20 protein-coding genes are annotated in these 23,040 nt (G+C 53.8%); 9 read left to right on the forward strand and 11 right to left on the reverse strand.

Annotated elements, in window-relative coordinates:
- Window position 1: 1 nt before the first annotated feature.
- From ABJ99_RS28530 to ABJ99_RS25760, 8 genes are all read right to left on the reverse strand, one after another.
- Complete coding sequence (locus tag ABJ99_RS28530; protein ID WP_147461931.1) at window positions 2–1,540, reverse strand: virulence factor TspB C-terminal domain-related protein; 1,539 nt, start codon at window positions 1,538–1,540, stop codon at window positions 2–4.
- 135 nt (window positions 1,541–1,675) lie between these two features.
- Complete coding sequence (locus ABJ99_RS25730; RefSeq protein WP_054088185.1) at window positions 1,676–1,882, reverse strand: major capsid protein; 207 nt, start codon at window positions 1,880–1,882, stop codon at window positions 1,676–1,678.
- 250 nt (window positions 1,883–2,132) lie between these two features.
- Entirely contained in the window at window positions 2,133–2,435 is a 303-nt protein-coding gene (locus ABJ99_RS25735; protein ID WP_054088186.1) for a hypothetical protein, read from the reverse strand.
- 266 nt (window positions 2,436–2,701) lie between these two features.
- Complete coding sequence (locus tag ABJ99_RS25740; RefSeq protein ID WP_054088187.1) at window positions 2,702–2,932, reverse strand: hypothetical protein; 231 nt, start codon at window positions 2,930–2,932, stop codon at window positions 2,702–2,704.
- The gene (locus ABJ99_RS27965) at window positions 2,929–4,056 is read right to left on the reverse strand and encodes a phage/plasmid replication domain-containing protein (protein ID WP_080378338.1); all 1,128 of its coding nucleotides are present in this window, start codon (window positions 4,054–4,056) and stop codon (window positions 2,929–2,931) included. The genes ABJ99_RS25740 and ABJ99_RS27965 overlap by 4 nt, the downstream gene beginning before the upstream one ends.
- 748 nt (window positions 4,057–4,804) lie before the next feature.
- On the reverse strand, window positions 4,805–4,939 hold the full coding sequence (locus ABJ99_RS29540; protein WP_259469620.1) for a hypothetical protein: 135 nt from the start codon (window positions 4,937–4,939) through the stop codon (window positions 4,805–4,807).
- A gap of 17 nt (window positions 4,940–4,956) precedes the next feature.
- Entirely contained in the window at window positions 4,957–5,217 is a 261-nt protein-coding gene (locus ABJ99_RS25755; RefSeq protein WP_147461932.1) for a hypothetical protein, read from the reverse strand.
- A gap of 374 nt (window positions 5,218–5,591) precedes the next feature.
- Window positions 5,592–5,912 (reverse strand): SDR family NAD(P)-dependent oxidoreductase, encoded by a 321-nt coding sequence (locus ABJ99_RS25760; RefSeq protein ID WP_230081099.1) that lies wholly within the window; start codon window positions 5,910–5,912, stop codon window positions 5,592–5,594.
- Window positions 5,913–6,627: 715 nt separating this feature from the next.
- Between ABJ99_RS25760 and arnB the strand changes: the two genes are divergently transcribed.
- The 8 genes from arnB to ABJ99_RS25800 are packed head-to-tail and all read left to right on the forward strand — an operon-like array spanning window position 6,628 to window position 15,433.
- Window positions 6,628–7,776, forward strand: coding sequence for a UDP-4-amino-4-deoxy-L-arabinose aminotransferase (arnB, locus tag ABJ99_RS25765; RefSeq protein WP_054088192.1), 1,149 nt, complete (start codon window positions 6,628–6,630; stop codon window positions 7,774–7,776).
- Window positions 7,773–8,777 carry an undecaprenyl-phosphate 4-deoxy-4-formamido-L-arabinose transferase gene (arnC, locus tag ABJ99_RS25770; protein WP_054088193.1) on the forward strand — a complete coding sequence of 335 codons (1,005 nt, stop codon included), beginning with the start codon at window positions 7,773–7,775 and terminating at the stop codon, window positions 8,775–8,777. Before arnB ends, arnC begins: the two co-directional genes overlap by 4 nt.
- Window positions 8,774–10,765 (forward strand): bifunctional UDP-4-amino-4-deoxy-L-arabinose formyltransferase/UDP-glucuronic acid oxidase ArnA, encoded by a 1,992-nt coding sequence (gene arnA, locus ABJ99_RS25775; RefSeq protein WP_054088194.1) that lies wholly within the window; start codon window positions 8,774–8,776, stop codon window positions 10,763–10,765. Before arnC ends, arnA begins: the two co-directional genes overlap by 4 nt.
- The gene (gene arnD / locus ABJ99_RS25780) at window positions 10,765–11,646 is read left to right on the forward strand and encodes a 4-deoxy-4-formamido-L-arabinose-phosphoundecaprenol deformylase (protein WP_054088284.1); all 882 of its coding nucleotides are present in this window, start codon (window positions 10,765–10,767) and stop codon (window positions 11,644–11,646) included. Before arnA ends, arnD begins: the two co-directional genes overlap by 1 nt.
- Complete coding sequence (gene arnT / locus ABJ99_RS25785) at window positions 11,643–13,295, forward strand: lipid IV(A) 4-amino-4-deoxy-L-arabinosyltransferase (RefSeq protein WP_054088195.1); 1,653 nt, start codon at window positions 11,643–11,645, stop codon at window positions 13,293–13,295. Before arnD ends, arnT begins: the two co-directional genes overlap by 4 nt.
- Window positions 13,292–13,630, forward strand: a complete 339-nt coding sequence (locus tag ABJ99_RS25790) for an SMR family transporter (RefSeq protein ID WP_054088196.1) — start codon at window positions 13,292–13,294, stop codon at window positions 13,628–13,630. The genes arnT and ABJ99_RS25790 overlap by 4 nt, the downstream gene beginning before the upstream one ends.
- A gap of 26 nt (window positions 13,631–13,656) precedes the next feature.
- The gene (arnF, locus tag ABJ99_RS25795; protein ID WP_054088197.1) at window positions 13,657–14,061 is read left to right on the forward strand and encodes a 4-amino-4-deoxy-L-arabinose-phosphoundecaprenol flippase subunit ArnF; all 405 of its coding nucleotides are present in this window, start codon (window positions 13,657–13,659) and stop codon (window positions 14,059–14,061) included.
- Window positions 14,039–15,433 (forward strand): UDP-glucose dehydrogenase family protein, encoded by a 1,395-nt coding sequence (locus ABJ99_RS25800; RefSeq protein ID WP_054088198.1) that lies wholly within the window; start codon window positions 14,039–14,041, stop codon window positions 15,431–15,433. The genes arnF and ABJ99_RS25800 overlap by 23 nt, the downstream gene beginning before the upstream one ends.
- 66 nt (window positions 15,434–15,499) lie before the next feature.
- Here ABJ99_RS25800 and ABJ99_RS25805 read toward each other — a convergent pair whose 3' ends face one another.
- Window positions 15,500–16,948 carry an ArnT family glycosyltransferase gene (locus ABJ99_RS25805; protein WP_054088199.1) on the reverse strand — a complete coding sequence of 483 codons (1,449 nt, stop codon included), beginning with the start codon at window positions 16,946–16,948 and terminating at the stop codon, window positions 15,500–15,502.
- Window positions 16,949–17,380: 432 nt separating this feature from the next.
- Between ABJ99_RS25805 and ABJ99_RS25810 the strand changes: the two genes are divergently transcribed.
- Complete coding sequence (locus tag ABJ99_RS25810) at window positions 17,381–19,786, forward strand: lectin (RefSeq protein WP_054088285.1); 2,406 nt, start codon at window positions 17,381–17,383, stop codon at window positions 19,784–19,786.
- Between the two features lie 141 nt (window positions 19,787–19,927).
- On the opposite strand, the gene ABJ99_RS25815 is transcribed toward ABJ99_RS25810, so the two are convergent.
- Complete coding sequence (locus ABJ99_RS25815; protein WP_054088200.1) at window positions 19,928–20,947, reverse strand: hypothetical protein; 1,020 nt, start codon at window positions 20,945–20,947, stop codon at window positions 19,928–19,930.
- A 374-nt stretch (window positions 20,948–21,321) separates the two neighbouring features.
- Entirely contained in the window at window positions 21,322–22,926 is a 1,605-nt protein-coding gene (locus ABJ99_RS25820; RefSeq protein ID WP_054088201.1) for a hybrid sensor histidine kinase/response regulator, read from the reverse strand.
- Between the last annotated feature and the right edge of the window lie 114 nt (window positions 22,927–23,040).

Below are 23,040 nucleotides of genomic sequence, written 5' to 3' on the forward strand. Positions count from 1 at the left end.
ATTAAAGGTCCTTGGTAAGTAAGCGGAAAGATATCAGATAAGCAACAGCGAGAACGGCATAGCGAAACCATTCAAGTATCGAACAGACTTGAGAAAACGGTAGAGAGAAGGAATGACCCATAACAGCAAACGTCTTATCCTCAAAGCATCGACCGCCAGTTGAACCGGAGCTGGACACAGACTGAAACTGTCCTACGAGAGAACTTACTTTATCGTCAAGTGTTTTCTGATTGGCATCAAGCTCAGTCTTTTGCTTTGCAAGTAAAGCTTGAAACTCTGCCTTTTCTTTATCAGTAGGCAAAGCGCGCTCTGCACATGAATTTATGAACTCCTGACGAAGAATGGAACATAGATAAGGATCACCATCACACTTGGGAGGAATCGTGCAATCATCTGACTCAGATGCAGTACCGTCGCCATCATCCTCCTCACCATCACCGTTGCCAGTTCCATTACCAGAACCGCCACCAGAAGAAACAGATGCGCAAGTGCCAGTACAAACAGTTGAAGTACCAGTAGTCTGACCGCTCTTGTTGGTTGTCGAAGTCGTTGTGGTGGTAGACTTTGAATCAGTGCATGTTTTTACATCTGTGCACTTTGTTTTTGTAACATCATCTGTCTTTGTGGTCTTAACAGTACCATCAGGATTTGTCTCAGATGTTGAAGTAGTCTGTGTTTTAGTACCAGATGAAGTTGGCTTGACTGTAATACACGTATAAGAACCATTAACGGTTCCACAGTTTTGCTTGCCAGTAGTTGACGACTCCGTTTCAGAGGTACAAGAGTTGCCAGACATTACACATGGATTATCAGTAACAGAGGTCGTCTGTTCAACCGGCTTACATTTATTACCTTCGCAGCCAGCATCACGAGGATCAGGACCAGAAGACTCACCAACCTTGCCAGTAAACTTTGCAGTAACATTACAGCCGATAGCGCCTTGTACATTAAGTGTGCACTCAGAGGATGAAACAGTTGCTACCTGACAGCCCATCTGACCAGTAAATGTTGGAGGCGCAACAGCATTACCACCACTATCAAGCTGGCCCGCAACAGAATAAGCAGTTTCACCACGGCCACCGAAGTAAGAACAAGTTGTATCGAGATCAGAGTCAGCCAAGGCAACACACTGGGAAGTAGTCTTGTCATATACCATAGGGTTACCAACAGAATGGCCCTGCTGATCAGCACACATCTGACCATCAAGCATCTCAGGTTCTGGAAGGCCGCATGATCCTTCAACCTCATTTAAAACGCCGCCATCAGGACATTCAGAACCCTCTTGATATGCAGCCGAAAAACCCTCAGTCGAACCAAAAGAAGTAGTTCGATTACAGTACCAGCGATTTGGTTGCATACGGACGACACCGGAAAGTGTATATCCATATAGCCCCGCGGCTGCTTGGCAAGCCGCATTTGCGGATGGATAAGATACTGAAGTGCCATAGTTTGAATTGTGGAAAGCAATAGGTTGAGAAAGCACGTATGCAGAAAAAAACACACATAAGGCTGCAATCAATCCCTTCAAGTAGTTGTGCATTGTTTAACCCTAAGTGTGGGGGATTTGAACGTCGCAAGGGCTGCGCGCCTCATGCTTCGGCGCTATCAGACCTTGCTCTCGATAAAAAAAACCCCCGAATGACGGGGGCAAAAGCTGGACGCTCTTTTAGACTGGTTAGATTGCAGCCCGAACAAGTTTGAAGATTTTGATGGACGCATAAACAGCCAGTACAGCAGCGCCGATCAAACCGACAGTTGCAAGTGCAGCAGTAACCATGCCTGGAATCTCAGCACCTTCACCCTCGGCGAGAGCGAAAGTACCGAAGGTCATTGCGGCCATGGCGACGGACAGTACAGCGGTGTTACGGTTCAGAGTTTTCATGGTGTTGCTCCTAGTGGTGTTGCGTTGGTTAAATATCGATGGCTTTTTTTATGAGCCAAAAAACAAGAATGAGTGCCGAACCATACAAGCAGCCCTGAACAATAGCCTGAGCATCTTTAATATCAAAAAGTGGTTCAGAGGTGGACGGCAAGTAAGTGTTAAAACTGTTACCTGAACACGTGGCCGATCCATTCTGCGAAGAAATGACGATTGACCCTTCACAACTCAAATAGACGGCCATTACTTATCCTCAGGCGGTTTTCATTGCATCAGAAAGCGGAGGAATGTTCTTGAGACGACCTTGACGAGGGTCGCAGTTGAACTCCAGCCGACCATCACGAACGTCAGCGATAACATCACACTCATAAGTGCCAGGCTGAGGTACTTCCGATTGATTCTGCGCATAGAAGTCAGTCTTCTGAGGATAAGGAATTCCCGGAAGATGAACGAAAGCCTGAAACATGGTGTACGGCTTCTGAGACTTAGCAGCGATACCACTACGGCTAATGCCTGTGACTTCAATCATCAGTGTTGGAAACTTTACAGTTGACATTGTGTTGCCCCTTTACAGTGTGGGAAGCCGAGAACTTAAGCTCGGATTACGATATGCCCAGCTGGGCGGAGTAAGATTTGGTACGCGACGAAACGTAAGAAACTGGCGCTTGGCTAACTGAGACTTGACTTGCTCAGATGATGAAGCCTGTAGAAACAGACGCATAAGCGAATTGACGAAAGCAGTATCATCAGCGTTGCCAGCGTTAAAATTATCAAGCTCAGACTCCACAGCATAACGAAGTTTTTGATATGAGGACCTGTCCATTAGTAACCCATCCATTCAGCCATTGAGAGGGTGCCTTTTTCCTGACGATCAATAAACCAAATGCGTTCAGGTTTAGCGCCCTGTTCTTTCCTAACTTCGATAACAGCAAGTGTTTCGGCAACTTGCTGGGCAAGAACAGGGTTCATAAATTGTTTAACGTGACGCTGCTGGTCGAGCATGCGACGTTGCCCAGGTGAAAGCTGAATGCCTTGAAGGCTTACGGTTTTCATGCTGCAACCTGCAAGTGATTAGCGCGCTTATACCAATGCGGAACAGACAGAGAAGACTTTTCGACCTCGCGACACTGACGAACAAAAACAGGGGCAAATCGACTGGTATCACATGCATTACGTATGTTAATGCCAATACGATTAAGCTTTGCAGCATGCTCATTAACTTGACGCTTCTTAAAGTCAAATTGAGCACCATGCATCCACTCAAGTGCATAGCTTGCAGTTGTTCGGGCAGATCGAAGGGAATCAACAACGTTCTCAGCAATAAGCTGCTGGCTGATACTGGCTATGTCCATTGCAGTCACCTTTAACTTTTCGTCTATTCTTAAAAACTCTCGATGGAGTTGACCAAAACGGCCTTCGTCAAACATGCCCCAATAACAGAGGCGCTCACGCTGGAGGTATTCACTTTTAAGTTCCTGCTCTAATCGAACTACGCCTTGTTCAGAGCAATAATCACGAACTTGTAATACGTAGGCATACTCTGGAGAAGATTCACCATGTAAGCGTTTAATTTTGGGAATTAAATTCTGATCAAGTTCAAATGTTTTATCATAAGCCTTTCGATACTGGAGTCGACCGCCCTGACCATTGCCCTTTGGAGTCCACGATACTGTCCTACCATTTGGATAAAGAAAACCAATGGAATGGCCTATACGTTGACTAGAAACACCACGCAAGTAAGCAAGAACATTACCACTACCAAGAGCAAAGTTAGTTGTCAGGTCAATACGTTCAATCTTTGTTCCGTCGGCAACGAGATCGCCAGACTTAGCACCTGAGACGCCCTGACGCAACTCAACGCGAGTGCAACGAGTGAAAGGAGGAAGGCCGTACTCACACAAAAGTGCGTTGTAAACGGCAATACATTGGTCGATGGATGTGAAACCAAAAAGATTGTCAAGACGCCCTACTCTGCTTGGATTGCCCTCAACACGGACTTTTCGACCCTGCACATGAATGGTGACTGAGGTGGAATGACTTGCCTCGTGCTTAAAACGAGGTTGACGAGTGCTGAGGACCTCATTGGTATTGGCGTCAATGGTGAGAGTGAAGACGTCGCAGACGAGAGGCAAGTCGTGGTCGTGCTCCTGTGAAACTGAAAGCCAGTCGATCATCATGCAGAACGCCCTTACACATGCACACAAATAACATCTGACGTGAATGTACACATGTGGAACTGCACACGTCAATACATGTCAACGTGCACACATGTATTATCTGGAGGAAATTTGATGAACGGTGAAGGCATGGCCACAAACGTAAGACTGACGACAGCCGAACAGGAGGCTATTCGTCAAAAAGCTATAGAATTCAATAAGTTACTGATAAAGCAGGGAAAGCAACCGCTTCGTGATAGCGAACTGGTGCATAAAATCCTAGAAATATCAGTACCTTGCGCAAGGCTCACAGAGAGCGGAGACGTAATAATCGAGTGCAAGTGATCTGATGAATTGCGGAGAACCGCATGAAAGTGGGGGTGTAACAGCACCCCCACCCGGCCGGCTGGAAAACGACAGGGAAAGAACATGCGAGCAGAACGCGATCAGGACGACATAAGAGCAGCTCAGAAGCCACGAGAACGCCGTCTGGCATACGAAATAGCGATAGGTATCATAATCGGCGGACTGACGCTGGCAGCGATACAGGCGCTAATAGGCCTAATTGCATGGCAAATCTATCTACACGACATGAAAATCATTCTTCGGTAGAAACAGAGTCAGCCTGGTTGATGGATAGAAGCTCTACGCCTTCGCTACGAACAGGGGCTAGCCCCTGAAGCCCCAAGGTGCTGCAAGGAAATTGCCTACGGGACCCGACAACCGGATGCGCTGTGGGCTGTGGGTCCGTTGCGGTAAAGCTTAGTGATCAGTGTGAAGGTGGCTCCGGCCTATCGCGATCAAGAGCATACCCGATGGCGAACAAACTGACGTAAGCAACAAGCGCAAAAAGCAGTCCGCCGATAAAAACATACCGCATCACATCAAGCAAAAATTCGAACATTTCAATACCTCCTTGGATCAATTATCCGGAAAATCAAGTTGACCTGTGTGATCAAGCAGCAAAGCTGCGGCAGATCGTGCGCCCTGAATGGTTCGTAAAGCAAGCTCAAGCCGTCGACGTAAAGCAGCGTTTTGGCTATGAAGATCAACAATCTGAGCGCGTAAATCTGCATGACGCTCTGCTGCGTAAACGTAAGCCTTTGAACCAGTAGAGGCACCAGTGGCGAGCTTGAGAGAGTCAACGAATTCGGGATCTGCATCAAGGATCTTAACTAGCATTTGGTACCACTCCAGCTAACCAGGCGAAGCACCTGAACGAGTTAATGGTACCATAACTGCTCGATAGAGCAAGTGATTTGGTACCAAAACAGAAGCCGGCACCGGCACCTGGACGACTGAAATGGTACCGCCACGCATAATTGACGTTATGGATAAATCCGGCACCGGGGCTATGCAATTTTCCCGGTACCAGATTCTGCTCGATCGAGCGACAAGTACCATAACGTCCTCACATTATGTGTATTAAGATAATACCGATCCTGGCCGTGCCCCAGCCACATTTCAACTGACGCACCTGCCATGACAACACCTCTGACTCAGACCTGGGCAAAGCCGCCGTCCACAAACATTTACTGCCTGTCATGAAGCTGCTCTCATCCAAAGCCAGAAATAACGCTGCTGCGGCGACTTCCTCTGATGGCCGCGGTCGTAGAGCCGATCAGGATTATCGAGCCGCCGCAGCGCATCAGTGGCAGCGCTTTTTGTACGATAAACAGCGTGCCTTTCACGTCGACACCAAAGTTACGATCAAACGACTCCTCAGCAGCCGAGCCGAGCGGCTGGAAATCCCCCAAGCCTGTGTTGGCGAACAGAATATTGATTCGGCCTTTGGCAGCTTGGATTTGGGTATAGATACGATCCAGATCTTCCAGTTTCGAAATATCACCCTGAATCGCCAGCGCTTGCCAAGCCAATACCGGTGGCTCCGCCAGTGATCACTGCAATTTACCGTTGGGCCTACTCATAGTCGTTTCTCGAAAAACTTGAGGCGCAACTGATCGCTGTTTTGTCGGTCCGCAAGCAATGCTATCGTTGGCAGGGTCTGCCCCCTGCTATCTATTTTTTTAGACACACATACATAACTCAACTAAAGAGACATTTAGTTGAGTTAATATCAAACCTCCTGGATTCTGCATTTTACTCCGTTGGACATCTACACATGCCCGTCATGGCGTAACCTTCACAGGGTAAACACTTATTCGCTTTATCCTCATCAGCGCCAATCCTCTTAGAACTACGAACAGCCCTACGCTTGTTATACGCCCGCTCGGCGCCAATAACCTCTCACGCTTTAAGCGTGTGGGCTTAGCACGCCAAACCTGAACCTATGCTGTCTATCGATGATGAGTCAGATGAAATGACACCGCCCTATTGAAAATATTACCTGGCGCGACACCCGTATTGTCATAACTCTATTGCTCACCCTGCCCTATGAGTTCAGGCGAAGAAACGACACACGAAAGCAACGTTATCTGAACATATTTTTTATATTCAGCTCATTACCTTGAGCGCCTTGAACGTTGTCGCGATCTTCTCGGCATTCATGAATTTGAAAACACAGACAGCTGTTATTCAGGGATATGCGCTCTTTATATATCCCGGCATGAAAACAAAACGGGACCTACCGACATGAGCGAAGCTTTTCTGGCTTTTTCACGCCCTTCCATGGGCGATGAAGAAATTGCCGCGGTCACTCGCGTGCTGCGCTCCGGCTGGATCACCACCGGGCCTGAATGTCAGAAACTGGAAGAACAATTCGCTGAACGGGTGGGTGCCCGGCATGCTGTTGCGCTGTCTTCGGCCACCGGAGCGATGCATGTCGCGCTGCTTGCGCTCGGTATCGGCCCCGGTGATGAGGTGATTACGCCGTCGCAAACCTGGGTCTCGACGGCAAACATGATCTGTCTGCTGGGCGCCACGCCTGTATTTGTCGATGTCGACCGCGACACACTGATGACCAGCGCAGCGCAGATCGAACACGCCATAACCCCGCGTACCAAAGCTATCGTTCCGGTTCATTACGCGGGCGCGGCGTTTGATCTTGATCCGCTTTATACGCTGGCCGAGCGATACGGAATTGCGGTGATTGAGGACGCCGCACACGCCATCGGCACCGCTTACAAGGGCCGTCCGATCGGCAGCCATGGCACGGCAATTTTCTCGTTTCACGCGATCAAGAACATGACTTGTGCCGAAGGCGCAATGTTGGTAACCCACGACCCACAATTGGCAGATCGCGTTCGGCAGCTGAAATTTCACGGTTTGGGTGTCGATGCGTACGACCGCCTGACACTGGGCAGAAAACCTCAGGCTGAAGTTGTCGAGCCTGGCTTCAAATACAACCTGGCAGATCTCAATGCCAGTATTGCCCGGGTGCAGTTGCAACGTCTGGATGCATTCAACGCCAAACGCCAGATGCTTGCCCGACATTACCTTCAGCGTCTCGCCGAGAGCGCTGTTCTGCCCCTCGCCCTGCCCCGTTACGCGCAACAACACGCCTGGCACTTGTTCATTTTGCGCATTGATTCCGAGCGCTGCGGGCTGGATCGTGATGCGTTCATGAAAGCCTTGCAGGGGCGAAACATCGGCACCGGCATCCATTTCATAGCAACGCACCTGCACAGCTACTACCGCAAGCGATTTCCGGATGTTCGTTTACTTGATACCGAATGGAATTCGTCGCGGCTTTGCTCCATTCCGCTGTTCCCCGACATGACCCTCGACGACGTCGAGCGGGTGGTCAGTGCCATTGAATCCATTCTGGAAACCCGCCAGTGAAACCTTACCCAATCAACTGTGTGTCGGTCGTCATTCCGGTCTACAACGAGCAGCACAGTTTGCCGGAGCTGCTGCGACGGACCGAAGCGGCTTGCGCACAACTGAGTTACGCGCACGAAATCGTCCTGGTGGATGACGGCAGCCGTGACGACTCGGCGGAGATTCTGCAGCACGCAGCCGAGCGGAGCGGCAGCCCTTTTGTTGCGGTGATCCTGAACCGCAACTACGGCCAGCACGCCGCGATCATGGCCGGGTTCGAGCAATGCAGCGGTGACGTGGTGATCACCCTCGACGCTGACCTGCAAAATCCTCCCGAGGAAATTCCCCGTCTGGTAGCGCTTGCCGAGCAAGGATATGACGTTGTCGGCACTGTGCGCAGCAATCGGCAGGACTCCGCCTGGCGGCGCTGGCCATCGAAACTCATCAATCTGGCCGTGCAGCGCTCTACCGGCGTGGCCATGAACGATTACGGCTGCATGCTCAGGGCCTACCGCCGAACGATCGTCGACGCGATGCTGGCCTGCCGGGAGCGCAGCACTTTCATTCCGATTCTAGCCAACAGCTTCGCGCGGCATACGACCGAAGTGTTGGTCGAGCATGCAGAACGTGAGCACGGCGACTCTAAATACAGCCCGATGCGGCTAGTCAATCTAATGTTTGACCTGATCACCTGCATGACCACCACGCCTCTGCGCTTGCTGAGCATTATCGGTTTCAGCATGGCGCTCCTGGGTGGCTTGTTTGCCGTCTTGCTGATCGTCCTGCGGCTGATGTTCGGGGCAACCTGGGCCGGTGACGGCACCTTCGTGCTGTTCGCCGTGCTGTTTGTCTTCACTGGCGGGCAATTCATCGGCATGGGTTTGCTGGGCGAATACCTCGGCCGGATGTACAGCGATGTCCGTGCGCGTCCGCGTTTTTTCATCGAGAAAGTCGTGCGCAGTTCGTCCGTGACTGCCACCGACAGCGTTGTAACTCCCCATATGAACAGGGTTGCGCCATGAGCACTAAAGTGGTCGTTTTTGCTTATCACGATATTGGTTGCGTCGGTCTGCAAGCATTGCTGGACGCGGATTACGAAATCGCCGCGGTAATCACGCATGTCGACGACCCAGAGGAAAAAACCTTCTTTGGCTCGGTGGCGCAACTGTGTGCCCGGCATGATATTCCAGTGCATGCACCCGAAGACCCCAACCACCCGCTGTGGATAGATCGTGTCAGTAAACTGGCCCCGGACTTCATCTTTTCCTTCTATTACCGCGCGCTTCTAAGTGAACCCCTACTGGCCTGCGCAAAAAGAGGCGCGTTCAATCTGCATGGCTCGCTGTTGCCGCGCTATCGCGGTCGGGCACCGGTCAACTGGGTGCTGGTCAACGGTGAAACCGAAACCGGCGTGACCTTGCACAAGATGGTCAAATGCGCCGACGCGGGTCCCGTTTTCGCTCAGCAACGAATCTCGATCAGCGCCACTGACACTGCCTTGACGCTTCACGGCAAGTTGCGTGAAGCCGCCATCGCGCTGCTTTCGGACGCCTTGCCTTTACTCGCTCGGGATCAGCTTTCAGGCACGCCTCAGGACGAGTCTCTGGCAACCTGTTTCGGCCGCCGCACTCCGGCTGACGGCTTGATCGACTGGTCACTTCCGGCGGCTCGCCTGTACGACCTGATTCGCGCGGTCACACAGCCCTACCCCGGCGCGTTTTGCCCGGTGGGCGAACACAAGCTGCTCATCTGGGCCGCCCGTGTCGAGCCGTCAAATAACGGTGTCGCGCCGGGCACGGTCATCAGCCACAACCCTTTACGCATCGCGTGTGGTGAAGGTGCGCTGATCATCCGTGCCGGACAACGCGGCGATGAAGGCTTGTACCTCAGCGGCACGCAACTGGCCCGCGAGTTCGGCCTGGTACAAGGTTCACAGTTGCGCGACGCGAAGAAGCAGCGCCCGGTTCGGCGTACGCGTGTGTTGATCCTGGGCGTCAACGGCTTCATCGGCAATCATTTGTCGGAACGGCTGTTGCAGGACGACCGTTACGAAATCTACGGTATGGATATCGGCTCGGACGCCATAGAGCGCTTGCGCGCCAAGCCGAACTTTCACTTCATCGAAGGCGACATCAGCATCCATACCGAGTGGATCGAATACCACATCAAGAAATGCGACGTGGTTCTGCCGCTGGTGGCGATCGCGACACCCATTGAATACACCCGCAATCCCCTTCGCGTATTCGAGCTGGATTTTGAAGAGAACCTGAAAATCGTTCGCTACTGCGTTAAATACAACAAGCGCGTGATCTTCCCGTCGACGTCCGAAGTGTATGGCATGTGCCAGGACGCAAGCTTTAACGAAGACACTTCGAACCTGGTGGTCGGCCCGATCAACAAACAGCGCTGGATCTATTCGGTTTCCAAGCAGTTGCTGGACCGCGTGATCTGGGCGTATGGGCAGAAAGGCCTGCAATTCACCCTGTTTCGGCCGTTCAACTGGATGGGCCCGCGTCTGGACCGGCTGGATTCTGCACGCATCGGCAGTTCCCGGGCGATCACCCAATTGATTCTGCATCTGGTAGAAGGCACACCGATTCGACTGGTGGACGGCGGTGCCCAAAAGCGCTGTTTCACCGATGTAGCCGACGGTATCGAGGCACTGGCGCGAATCATTGAAAATCGCGATGGGCGCTGCAATGGCCAGATTATCAACATCGGAAATCCGGACAATGAAGCCAGCATTCGCCAATTGGGTGAGGAGTTGCTGCGTCAGTTCGAAGCCCATCCGCTGCGCAACAACTTCCCTCCCTTTGCCGGCTTTCGTGACGTCGAAAGTCAGTCGTTCTACGGCAAGGGCTATCAGGACGTCAGCCACCGCAAACCAGGCATCGATAATGCGCGTCAGTTGATTGGCTGGGCCCCGGGCATTGCGCTGAGCGAAACCATCGGCAAAACGCTGGATTTCTTCCTCCGGGAAGCCATGGCTGAAAAAGCGGACCAGTGCTGATGCATGCGGGCCTGAGAATCGATGTCGACACCTATCGCGGCACCCGGGACGGCGTGCCAAGGTTGTTGGACATGCTCGACGAAGCGCAGGTCAAGGCGACTTTCTTTTTCAGCGTCGGCCCCGACAACATGGGCCGTCATCTATGGCGCCTCGCGCGCCCCCGGTTTTTCTGGAAGATGCTCAGGTCGCGCGCGGCCAGTTTGTATGGCTGGGACATTTTGCTGGCGGGCACTGCCTGGCCAGGCAAGCCGATTGGTCGTGATCTGGGGCCACTGATACGCCGAGCACGCGATGCCGGGCACGAGATCGGGCTGCATGCCTGGGATCATTACCGCTGGCAAGCCAACGCCGGGCGCTGGAACGACGCACAGCTGAGCGAACAGCTACGCCTCGGTCTGGACTGCCTGAGCACTATTCTGGATGGCCCGGTCACCTGCTCCGCTGCTGCAGGCTGGCGCGCCGATGAGCATGTCGTGCGCGCCAAACAGCCTTTCAACCTGCGTTACAACAGTGACTGTCGAGGCACTTCGCTGTTCCGGCCGCTACTGGCAGATGGCAGCTTGGGCACGCCGCAGATTCCGGTGGATCTGCCAACCTTCGACGAAGTCACCGGGCCACACCTCAGGGCGGAAGCTTTCACCGACTTCATCCTGACGCGTTTCGCTGCGCAGAACCTCAATATCTACACCATCCATGCCGAGGTCGAAGGCATCGTCATGGCCGACGCGTTCAGGCGGTTGTTAGAGCAGGCCAATGCCCGAGGTATTCATTTCAATCCGTTGGGCAATTTGCTGCCTGAATCCATCGAGCAACTGCCTGCCGGACAGATTATTCGTGGCACCATCGCCGGTCGCGAGGGCTGGCTGGGCGTGCAGCGATGAACGGCAGCAGAACGCGTCAGATAGCGCTGTTGTTACTGGCCTTTACCCTCGCCTGCCTTGTACCGCTCGGTTTTCATGGCCTGTGGATTCCCGATGAAACCCGCTATGCACAGATCAGTCAGGAAATCCTCCACAGTGGCGATTGGGTCGTGCCTCACTTCATGGGCCTGCGCTACTTCGAAAAACCGGCTGCCGGCTACTGGTTCATCGCCCTGGGGCAGGCGGTTTTCGGGGAGAACCTGTTCGGTGTACGTATCGCCTCGGCGCTAAGCACCGGCTTGAGCGTCGCACTCGCCTACTGGCTGGCCGAAAAAATGTGGAACGACCCGCGCAAGAGCTTTGCCAGCGCGCTGTTGTTCATGAGTTTTGCTTTTGTGGCCGGCCAGGCGGGTTACAGCAACCTTGATCCGCAGTTCACGCTGTGGACCAACCTGACGCTAGTCGCGTTCTGGCATGCCATTCACTGTGTCGGTCGAGCGCGCTTGACCGCATGGGCCTTGATCGGCGTGGCCTGCGGCATGGGATTTTTGACCAAGGGTTTTCTCGCTTGGGTGCTGCCGGTAATCGTTGTTGTGCCCTACATGATCTGGCAACGACGCCTGGCTGAGTTATTCCGGTTCGGCCCGCTCGCGGTGGTCATCGCCGTCGCAGTCAGCCTGCCCTGGGCACTGGCGGTGCATGTCCAGGAGCCCGACTACTGGCGCTATTTTTTCTGGCATGAGCATGTCCATCGCTTCGTCGCGGAGAACGCCCAGCACGCCGAACCCTGGTGGTTCTATGCGCCGCTGCTGATCGCAGCCAGCGTGCCGTGGGCGCTGTTGCTGCCAGCCACATTCCATCAGGCATGGCTTCAAAAACACCGAACCGATACAGCCTTTCTGACGCTGTGGCTGCTGGTGCCGCTGGCGTTTCTGAGCCTGAGCACGGGCAAACTGCCAACCTATCTGCTGCCCTGTCTGTTGCCGCTGGCGCTGTTGATGGCCGATGTACTGGTCCAGCGTCTTGAGCATCGACGCGTTAACGCACTGCGTGCGAACGGGCTGTTCAACGTGGCTGCCGCTGTCGTCGGGCTGGCAACGTTGCTGTATGTGCAATCGAAACACCCCGTGTATGAAGATGAACCGCTGCATCTGTTACTGGCAATCACACTACTTGGCGGATGGGTTCTCGCCAACGCCCTCCAGGTCGCACGACCCTTGACTCTCTGGACATTGCCCGCTGCCGGTAGCGGGTTGCTGATCGCACTGCTGCCGACGGCGTTGCCCAATGCCGTGGTGTACAACAAAACACCCGATCCATTTATCGCCAGGCATCAGGCGGAGTTGGCAGAAAGCACGTCTCTGCTGAGCAACGACCTGGGTGCGGCCTCGGCGCTGGCGTGGCGACTGAAGCGGCCGGATATCACGTTTTTCAATACCTGGGGCGAACTTGAGTGCGGGCTGGGTTATCCCGACGTGGAAAATCGAGAAGTCCGCCTTCAGGGTATAGGCGAGTGGATGACCAGGGCTCGACGTAAAGGTCAGGTCGGCGTGATCATGCGTGGCAAAAGTGATGACGAGCTACGCGAGCTTGAGTCATTGCCCAACGACGGCAAGCGCTACGACGAAGGCAATCTGGTCATTCTCATCTACGGGCAGTCAGCGCCATGACCTGGTTGCTGCTTGCAGCCACGTGCCTGCTCACCTGCCTGGGGCAGATTGCCCAGAAATACACGGTAGAACGCTGCAAAGGCGCGGGCGTGCTCATAGCCCTTCGCTCCGCCTGGTTGTGGCTGGCCGTAACTTGCCTGGCATTGGGTCTGCTGAGCTGGCTGGTGGTCTTGCAGCGAATGGACGTCGGCATTGCTTACCCGATGCTGGGCATCAACTTCGTGCTGATCACTCTGGTGGGGCACTTTCTTTTCAGCGAGCCCGCAGACGCGCGGCACTGGTCAGGGATAGCGCTGATCATTATTGGCGTCTTTCTGCTGGGGTATCAGCCGTGAGCCGTCGCCAAGGCATGCTCAGGGCGATGGCCAGCGTAGCGTTGGTCAGTTCGGCACAACTGGGCATGCGTTGGGGCATGAGCCGCCTGCCCTCGCCCGGCCAGTGGCTCGATATGCAGACCTGGAGCCAGATCGATGCCAGCGCCGTCGCGGTGATTGGAGCCTCGATGATCGCCTATGCACTTTCCATGTTCGCCTGGCTGCTGGCGCTACGCGACCTGTCGCTGAGCCGTGCCTATTCGCTGCTCAGTCTCAGCTATGCGCTGGTGTATGCACTGGCCGCCCTCCTGCCATTTTTCCACGAGACGTTCACGGTATCGAAAACTGTCGGTGTCACGCTGATCGTGGCAGGTGTCTTGATTATCAATCTACGGCGCAACCCGGGCCCCCAACTTCAGGATGTTTCCCATGAAAATCAGCGTTTTCGGTAGCGGATATGTAGGCCTGGTACAAGCAACCGTGCTTGCCGAGGTGGGCCATGACGTGGTCTGCATGGACATTGATCCGGTCAAGATCGAGCAACTGCGTCAGGGCCAGGTGCACATTTACGAACCGGGGTTGGCGAACCTGGTGCGTGAAAACCTGGATCACGAACGCCTGCACTTCACCAGCGACGAACACGCCGCCGTGGAACACGCCGAAGTGCTGTTCATCGCCGTCGGCACGCCCTCCCGAGCTGATGGATCGGCTGATTTGAGCGGTTTCTATGCGGTTGGCGATGCGATTGCGAGGCATCGCCGCGAACCGCTGATCATCGTCGAAAAGTCCACTGTACCGGTCGGCAGCGGCGACGCCCTGCGCGCACACATTGACAAGGCCCTGCGCCAGGCCGGTCGTCTGCTGCAGTTCGATATCGTGTCCAACCCGGAATTTCTCAAAGAGGGTTCGGCGGTCAATGACTGCCGGCGTCCGGACCGGATCGTCATAGGCTGCGAAAACGAGGCGGTGCAGAAAGTCATGCGCGAACTGTATGCGCCGTTCAACCGCAACCATGACCGCATCATGTTCATGGACCTGCGCAGCGCCGAGCTGACCAAGTACGCCGCCAACTGCATGCTGGCGACCAAGATCAGCTTCATCAACCAGATCGCCGAACTGGCGGAACACCTCGGCGCGGACGTCGAATCCGTCAGGCTGGGAATAGGAGCCGACTCACGCATCGGCTACGATTTCATCTACCCCGGTTGCGGCTACGGCGGCTCTTGTTTTGGCAAGGACATCCGCGCGCTGATCCACAGCGCGAAAGAAGCCAACTGCTCCAACGACCTGCTGTCGGTGGTCGAGGCCATCAACGAACGGCAGAAGAGCAAACTGTTCGAGCGGGTCAATGCCTTCTACCAGGGCGATCTGCGCGGCAAGACCTTCGCATTATGGGGCCTGGCGTTCAAGCCGAACACCGATGACATGCGCGATGCGCCCAGCCGGGTGCTAATGGAGGCACTCTGGCAGGCAGGTGCCACGGTCAGGGCATTTGACCCTGAAGCGATGCAGGAAACCCAGCGTATTTACGGCCAACGCAAGGATCTGATTCTGATGGGCACGCCGGAATCGGCGCTCGATGAGGCCGATGCGTTGATCATCTGCACCGAGTGGCAGCAGTTCAAGGCTCCAGATTTCGAGCTGATCCAACAGCGCCTGAACGCAGCGGTCATCTTCGACGGTCGAAACCTGTATGACACCGAACGGCTCGCGAACCGCGGTTTTCACTACTTTCCCATCGGCCGGGGTGAATCCTGTGATTTGCCGATTCCGCAGAAACAGTGGATTGCTTTCCAACCCGTAGCCGGCGTCCAGCATCTCTAAGCTTTTGCCCTGCGTGCCTGATGCTGCTTTTGGCGGGCAGCTCAGAGCACATTGTTCTCGTCTTCGTCAGCGGCTGACGAAATAATAGGTGCGTTCGCCAACTTTCACCTGGTCGACGACCCGCAACGGCGGCGCGACGGCTGACAGGTTTTCCAGAATGGCGACGTTATCGACTGAGCGATCGAGATACGCGTTCAGATCAGCGCTGGACATCACCGCGTCCAGCACGCTCTGGCCATAGAACACGCTGGCTCCCGCCAACCGTTCAGTGGGCCGGAACAGCGCGATGTGACGCCCTTGAACCTGCAGGGCGCGGGTTTTGTCAGTCAACGGCACGAACGAATACTGTCTATCCGCTCGCGGCACCAGCCACAGCGCTGCGCTCAGGTAACAGATCACGATCAGCGACACACCTGCGACGCTCAGTACTCTGCGATTTTTCGTGATAAGCCCGGCCAACGTAGAACCTGCCCGTAACTTCTCGCCCAGTACGAACGCGTATTCTGCCGCAATCACAGCAGCGGCAGGCGCCAGCGACATCAAGTAAACCACGCGCTTGCTGGAGGCGAGAGTCAGCAGCAAAAACTGAACGACCAGCCACAGACTGAAAAACAACAGGTATCGATTGGCGACCAGTTGCTTACGGAAATGCCACAGCCCCAGGTACACCAGGATATTCCAGGGCAAAAATGCTTCGGGCAGTTTTGCCAGATAATAGTAGAACGGTTCGTAATGACCCGCTTCCTCGAAAGAGCCACTGAACCGGCCTACGCTATTGGTCCAGAGTACGTCTTTCAGCGACTGAGTTCCGCCCTGCCCGTACAGCAGATAAAGCCAGGCACACAACGGTAGCAGCGCCAGGGCAGTAAACATTGCCGGACGCAGCCAGTCGGCAATGACCAGACGCCTGTGCTGCACAGAGTCCCAGACAAGCCAGGCGAAAATCACCACGCCAGGCATGGCCAGCCCCAGCACCCCCTTACTGAGTGTGGAGATTGCGATGCCAAGCGAAAACAGCAGCCACACGCCGATCCTCGGCCCGCCCTTGTGTCCGGCACTGGCATAAAAAAACGCCAGCAATGCAGTGCTGACACCTAGCGCCAACAGAGCATCCTCGCCCACCTGCCGCGAGTTGCTCCAGAAACTGGCCTGCGTGGCGAGCATGAAGGCGGCAAGCCAAGCAAGTGATGCGGGCCGACCCAGCAGTCGCAACATCCTGTACAGCAACAACACGCTGAACAACCCGGCAACTGCGGAAGCCAGTCTTACCGCCCACGGCGTAGCGCCGAATACACGAATAGCCGCCGCGTCCAGCCAGACACTCAGCGGCGGTTTTTCCAGAAAGGGTTGGTCGTTCAGCTTTGGCGTTACCCAGTTGTCACTCAGGTGCATTTCCATGGCGATGCCCGCTACACGTGGCTCCGTCGAGTTTTGCAGTTGATGATTACCCAGCGCGAGGAAAAACAATAAGGCACCCAGCAACAACAGCAACGGTGAAAGCACACGAGAAGTCATCAAGGGGGTACCGGGTTGAGGCAGAGCAAGCAAAAAAGCGAGTCGGTCAGGCAAAAGTATACGTCGCCAATTGTTGAAGAATTGTTAACCGCCGGCATACCAGACAGCCGTTCAACGCTTGTTCAGTTGCGCCAGCTGCTTCCAGTCTTCAAGGTTCACAATTCCGCAAAAACGCCTGACCTGGCGTAGATCCCCGTGGCCAAGGACGCGTCCGACATCTCGGATGCGACCGGTAATCGGGCGAAATAAATCTCTTGGCAGGTCTACTAATCTCATAGATAAGCCAACCTGGCGCAGGTCATGCCCAGTCATGCCCTGGTCGTGTTGGTCAATCCTGTGTTAACCGCGAACTTTTATTTCAGGAATAGTTTTAAAGCCAGCAAAATACAGACGGCGCAAGGGATGCGCCAACACCAGGCAACAGGGAGAGTTATGAAAACAATACCGGCATTCACGTACGTGTTTTTCCTGGGTTCATTCCATTCAAACGCCTTCTCTGCAGAGATGAACCCTTATGAGAAGATTATCAGTACCGCGCAAGGTGAGCAGGTCTGTTTAACGCTTGACAGTGATTTAAGTTCTGTATCACTGCTGAAATGTATTAACACCGATCATCAGCAATGGATTTTTGCGTCATCGGGGTCCATGCTTTATATAAAAAACAAGGCATTGGGCGGATCGGCGCAGGCCATGTGTTTGTTTGCCCCGAATCGAAGCAGTGTCGGCATGGCAACCTGTGCCAGCGCTGGCACTAACGACTATCAGTCCAAGCGACTGTGGAGCAGGGACGGTGACAGCTTGTTGTCAAACAAATACATTAAAGATTTAGGGCTCGATAACTATTTACAACGTAGCGGAAGCAAGCATCTGGTATTTGGCACGGCAGAGGCGCCTTTGTCAAAATGGACAATTACTCAACCTCTTTACGAAGAAATCATCAGCACAGTGAGTGGTACCGATGCATGCTTATCGTTGGCGGGTGACATGACGAGCGTAGTACTGCAAAAGTGCCTTGGGAAGGACAGTCAGCAATGGATTTTTACACCCACAGGAACAAGACTGCATGTAAAAAACAAATTATTAGCCATATCACAGCAAGACATGTGCCTACTTGCTGCGGGTTTAAGCAGCGTCAAAATGGCGACGTGCGCCAGCGCTGACAGTAATGATAACCAGTCCAAGCGACTGTGGAGCAGGAACGGCAACAATCCTAGTCTGCTGTCGAACACATATATCAGTGATCTGGGAAAGGCCAACTATCTACAAAGTAATGCAAACGCGCAGTTGATATTTGGCAGCAAAGAACAAGACTCGGCAAGCTGGAGTATCGCCAAGCGTTATGGGTACATCAGGAACGTTGAAAAAGGACAGGAAACTTGTCTCGCTTTGTCTGCTGATGAAGTCAATGTCGAGTTTTCTCCGTGCAAAAGTGTGGCCGGACAAGACTGGCGAATGTCCCTGATCGCGCCGGGATATGAAAAGTTAAACAACCGCGCGCTGTTTGACAGGGATGCTGAAAAGTGTCTTGGGCCCAATAGCAAAATTATCAATTGTCAAGGCACCGGGTATACCTCGGAACGTTCCTGGAGCTACAGCAGGAACTTCGTTCCGTCCATACAAGGTTTGATACTGGCCAACAAATATCGCAACGACCTTGAAGGTGAGAACAAGGTCCTGGGCTTTTCAGGTAACACTGTCCAGATGGTGACGGAGTCACGGTCGAATGCAGTGACGTGGAACCTTGAATTGGCGGTACATAACATACCCAAACGGCCTGTCGTAGGTAACAGGAAAATTCTCCTGTTGCATACCCAATACACTAACAAACCATTTACTGATTTCGAGGGAGTCAAACGGGGCTTTTTTGGCACACCGGGTGATCACTACTCTTTCGTCGACGCGGTCCATTCATCCGCCGATAACAAACTGGCTTTCACAGGCGATGCGGTTACAGGTCTTGACCTAGGACCAAGGCCGTCAGATTGTCCGGCAAGTGACCTGAGGAATAGAGCGATAGCCCTCGCACGCGAAAAAGGATTTGACGCAAATAATTACCATTATGTAGCGGTTGAAATACCCCCTACTACATGCAGCTGGACTGGCCTTGCCGCGAGACCGGGCACGTGGGCCATGGGTAATGGTTCGGGCCACAAGCCGTGGATGTGGCAACATGAATTCGGTCATAGTCTCGGCGGACCTCATGCGACCTCGTTGGAGCGTTGCCCTTACAATAATCGGGAAATCGTGCAGATCGGTAGCAGTGGGTGCGCAGTCACTAACACCCGCGACCCGTCGGACACCCTGAATGGCGGAGGGTCGCGCCTTTACCCCATTCCTTATCTGTACTACGCAGGCTGGCTCAGCGATGAACAATTCCCTGAAGTGATAAAAAATGGCACCTATAAAATTGCGCCCCTGTTCAGAGAGGCTCATCCCGCGGTGGTCAAAGGGTTGCGACTGTTTCGTAGCGATGGCAGTTATCTCACGCTGGAATTTCGTCGACCTTCACCAGGCTTTGAAAATTGGCCTCACGACAGTAACTTTGTCCATGGTGTCATTGTCAGGATTGCTCGATTTAGTAGCGCTAACGTCTCCAACACGCTCGTGGATACAACGCCATCAGGCATAGATGGCATGAATGACGCCCCGTTGCGACAAGGTGGGTCGGCAGACGACGTTTTATCCGGGAAGCGAATCAGAGTTACCCATACCGATGACACCGGGGCCACCGTCGACATCAGCGATATTCCAGGTAGCGCTTTGGCAGAACGTTTGCTCTTTGAGCGCTCTTTTATCAAGCAAACCGTAGAACAGGCTGGTGAGGTGGTGGAAGATTGAAAATTTGCAGATAGGTAACCTCAATCAACATATATCGACTGCATCGTTATCAACTGCGCGTCATCAACCAACTGCATCACGAATAAAAACGGGGAGCGATCAACGCTCCCCGTCCGGTGCTTCAGTGCTTATTGCATGACATCACACAGCAGCAACAACCTTGGCTGGCGGCTGAGTGCGACGACCCAGTACACCGGCACCTGCAGCGACCAGACCCGAAATCACCAGCGTGATCAGCAGAATCCAGGCACCTTGCGAAACACGTTTTGCGGTAACTTCAGCCGCTTCACGTGCTTTCTGTTCAGCCTGGGCTTTCAGTTCCTGATACTTGGCATAGGCCTGACGATAGCTGGCTTGAGCCTGGTCAACGATCTGGTTGGCTTCAGCGTCAGTCTTGTTGCCACGTGCCTTGATCAGATTGACCAGCGCCTGACGGTCAGCAGCGTCCCAAGCCTGGTCGCCTTTGGCTTTGATGCGATCCATCAGGCCGCCCAACTGCTCGTCTGCTTGCTGAGGGTTCTGCGCGCTTTGCTTGGCAGTGTTCTGGGCGTCCTGCTGAGTGGCTTGCGCTTCTTGCTTGACGTTGTCCGGGTTCAGTTCAGGCTTGCCGGTCTGACGCATGGCGGTTTCGATTTCGCCCTGGATGTCATCCAGATTGAAGTCGATGCCTTGAGCGCGCAATTGGTCCTGAATCTTGCTGCCCACTGCCGGAGCGACTTGAGCAATACCGCTACCCAATGCCGACATTCCGCTGCCGGCCAGGTCAAGACCACCGCGAACGACACCCGTCACTGCGCTGGAAACCAGATAAACAGTGATCAGTGACACTGATGCCCATACCAGCAGACCATGAAAAGCGCCTTCGCGTTGAGCCAGACGACCGGCAGCCCAGCCACCGACAAACAGTGAGATCACTGAGCTGACCACTACCCAGATACCTGCACCGGTGCCGATGCCGGACAGTGGATTGGCTTCCTGCATCGGATCGATGCTGGCGCTACCGATGGCAGTACCCAACAGATTCAATAAAAGCGAAACAACCATGGCCAGTACCACACCGGCCAGAATCGCACTCCAGGAAATTCGTTTAAGCAGCGGAGCCATTGCATGAGTTTCTTGGTACACGGGGGCACCTGGGGCGATACGGTCGTCGCGAATCATAATAATAGTCCTTTGGGTCATTGGCAGTGAACGCGAAATTGTTTGGCGTACAGTTCAATGACCCGAGTACCACTCAAGAAGTTTAAAACTTTTATTCACTTTTTTTCGACCGTTTAAAAAAGCTCGATAAAGTTTTCTGTTAACGGAACGTAACGTTTCACTGATGTTCCAGACCCGACCGAAAATCGGGTGCCCCGCAGTTCAAATGTATCGCCACTGAGAGTTGTCCGTTGTCCGTTGATATCAACTGCACTTGAACGGACATACCCATCCGCTCATGCTGAATCGACCGTTAATCAGTATTAAAAAATACCGCCTGTGTCGCATGCAACCCGGGCTGTTTGATAGCGGGTCAGTCAAGCGAAGGACAATCGTCAGGCGATACCGTTCGGCCCGTCGAGTACCTGGCGAACTTTTCGGGCGAGATCGTGGGGCATGCAGGGTTTGGAGATCACTTCGAACTCCGAGCCTCCAAGATCGGTTCGTTCAATCGAGCTTTCTGCATAACCGGTGGTCAGCAGCACCTTCACCTTCGGATACCGGCGTTTGACTTCACGGGCCAGCATCACTCCGTTCATCCCGCCAGGCATGATCAAGTCGGTAAACAGCAAGTCGTAATGGCTGCCAGACTCGAACTTCTTCAGCGCCTCACGCGCATTCAGCACGATATCGGACACATAGCCGTAGTCATCCAGCACCATCTTTGCCAGCTCGGCAACATCGGCGCGATCTTCCACAATAAGAATGCGTTCGCTGCTAGCGCGATGCCTTTCTGTTGCCTGCGGCGACTCGGTATGGGTCAACCCGGCTTCATCGACCGGAAAATACAGACGCAGCGTCGTCCCGACACCTTCTTCAGTGTAAATACGCGCGGCACCACCTGACTGCTTGGCGAAGCCGTACACCATAGACAGGCCCAGCCCGGAGCCTTTGCCCTCTTCCTTGGTGGTGAAGAACGGGTCCATGACCCGATCACGAATGCTGGCGGGCATGCCGATACCGTTGTCGGTCACCGCAATGCTGACATAGCGTCCCGGCAGCAAGCCGTCATAAGACATATTGATCAGTTCATTCACCACCAGATTGCGCGTCTCGATGCATACCTTGGGGTTGGGTCTGCCAATCAGAGCATCACGGGCGTTGATGAAGATATTCAGCAGCGCAACTTCCGCCTGGGTCGGATCGATACGGCAGTTCTTGAGCGCTGGCTCAAGGTCGGTCTCGATCATGACTTCCGGCCCGAACGTGCGTTCGAGCAATGATTCGGTCGTCGAAACCAGACCGTTGAGGTTCAACACCCTGCCCTGCAGCTTTTGTTTGCGAGCGAAAGCCAGCAGTTGCTTGGTCAAGGTGCTGGCGCGCTCCACCGCAGATTTGGCGTGATGAACGCTGCGCTGGACACGCTGCACATCAATACTCGGTTTCTCTGCGGCACTGCCAATCAGATCGATATAACCGCCCATGACCTGAAGCAGATTATTGAAGTCGTGAGCGATGCCTCCGGTGAGCTGCCCCAAAGCTTCCATCTTTTGAGCTTGGCGCAATGCTTCCTCGGCGTCTTTGCGGCGGCTAATGTCCAACTGCGAGGCAAAAAAGTAGATCAGACTCCCCGCGTCGTTATACACCGGAGAAATAAACAACGCGTTCCAGAACGACGAACCATCCTTACGGTAATTGAGGATCTCTGCGGAGATGTCCGTGCGTTCCCGAATCGCATCACGAAGAGATTGCACCACTGACTGATCGGTTTCCGGGCCCTGCAGGAAACGGCAGTTTGTACCGATGATTTCTTCCGACGAATAACCGGTCATTTCCAGAAAGGCACGGTTGGAAAAAATAATGGGGTTATCCGGACGATTGGGGTCGGTCACGATCATCGGCATGCGCGTCGTTTCTACCGCCGCGAAGAAAATATCCCGGCTCTGATGCTGAATGTTCCCCGTTGCATCATTATCGACACGGGCTTTATTTTCCGACACACCAGAAACTCCACGAATGTTGGGTAGATCAGAGCCACTGCTCTTGAAGCTAGGACTGATGCCCCTCAAAAGGGTTCTGAATTATCTGATAAAACCCAAATATATATTCATTAG

It is taken from the genome of Pseudomonas syringae pv. cilantro (assembly GCF_001293775.1).
Taxonomy (GTDB): domain Bacteria; phylum Pseudomonadota; class Gammaproteobacteria; order Pseudomonadales; family Pseudomonadaceae; genus Aquipseudomonas; species Aquipseudomonas syringae_P.

Excerpts from the sequence above, each read along its gene's own strand:
- ABJ99_RS25815 (WP_054088200.1), bottom strand. The coding sequence starts at position 20,947 with ATGATTCGCGACGACCGTATCGCCCCAGGTGCCCCCGTGTACCAAGAA.
- arnD (WP_054088284.1), top strand. The coding sequence starts at position 10,765 with ATGCATGCGGGCCTGAGAATCGATGTCGACACCTATCGCGGCACCCGG.
- ABJ99_RS29540 (WP_259469620.1), bottom strand. The coding sequence starts at position 4,939 with ATGTTCGAATTTTTGCTTGATGTGATGCGGTATGTTTTTATCGGCGGA.
- arnT (WP_054088195.1), top strand. The coding sequence starts at position 11,643 with ATGAACGGCAGCAGAACGCGTCAGATAGCGCTGTTGTTACTGGCCTTT.
- ABJ99_RS25790 (WP_054088196.1), top strand. The coding sequence starts at position 13,292 with ATGACCTGGTTGCTGCTTGCAGCCACGTGCCTGCTCACCTGCCTGGGG.
- arnA (WP_054088194.1), top strand. The coding sequence starts at position 8,774 with ATGAGCACTAAAGTGGTCGTTTTTGCTTATCACGATATTGGTTGCGTC.
- ABJ99_RS25810 (WP_054088285.1), top strand. The coding sequence starts at position 17,381 with ATGAAAACAATACCGGCATTCACGTACGTGTTTTTCCTGGGTTCATTC.
- arnF (WP_054088197.1), top strand. The coding sequence starts at position 13,657 with ATGGCCAGCGTAGCGTTGGTCAGTTCGGCACAACTGGGCATGCGTTGG.
- ABJ99_RS27965 (WP_080378338.1), bottom strand. The coding sequence starts at position 4,056 with ATGATGATCGACTGGCTTTCAGTTTCACAGGAGCACGACCACGACTTG.
- ABJ99_RS25755 (WP_147461932.1), bottom strand. The coding sequence starts at position 5,217 with ATGCTAGTTAAGATCCTTGATGCAGATCCCGAATTCGTTGACTCTCTC.
- arnB (WP_054088192.1), top strand. The coding sequence starts at position 6,628 with ATGAGCGAAGCTTTTCTGGCTTTTTCACGCCCTTCCATGGGCGATGAA.
- ABJ99_RS28530 (WP_147461931.1), bottom strand. The coding sequence starts at position 1,540 with ATGCACAACTACTTGAAGGGATTGATTGCAGCCTTATGTGTGTTTTTT.
- ABJ99_RS25740 (WP_054088187.1), bottom strand. The coding sequence starts at position 2,932 with ATGAAAACCGTAAGCCTTCAAGGCATTCAGCTTTCACCTGGGCAACGT.
- ABJ99_RS25805 (WP_054088199.1), bottom strand. The coding sequence starts at position 16,948 with ATGACTTCTCGTGTGCTTTCACCGTTGCTGTTGTTGCTGGGTGCCTTA.
- ABJ99_RS25800 (WP_054088198.1), top strand. The coding sequence starts at position 14,039 with ATGAAAATCAGCGTTTTCGGTAGCGGATATGTAGGCCTGGTACAAGCA.
- ABJ99_RS25735 (WP_054088186.1), bottom strand. The coding sequence starts at position 2,435 with ATGTCAACTGTAAAGTTTCCAACACTGATGATTGAAGTCACAGGCATT.
- ABJ99_RS25730 (WP_054088185.1), bottom strand. The coding sequence starts at position 1,882 with ATGAAAACTCTGAACCGTAACACCGCTGTACTGTCCGTCGCCATGGCC.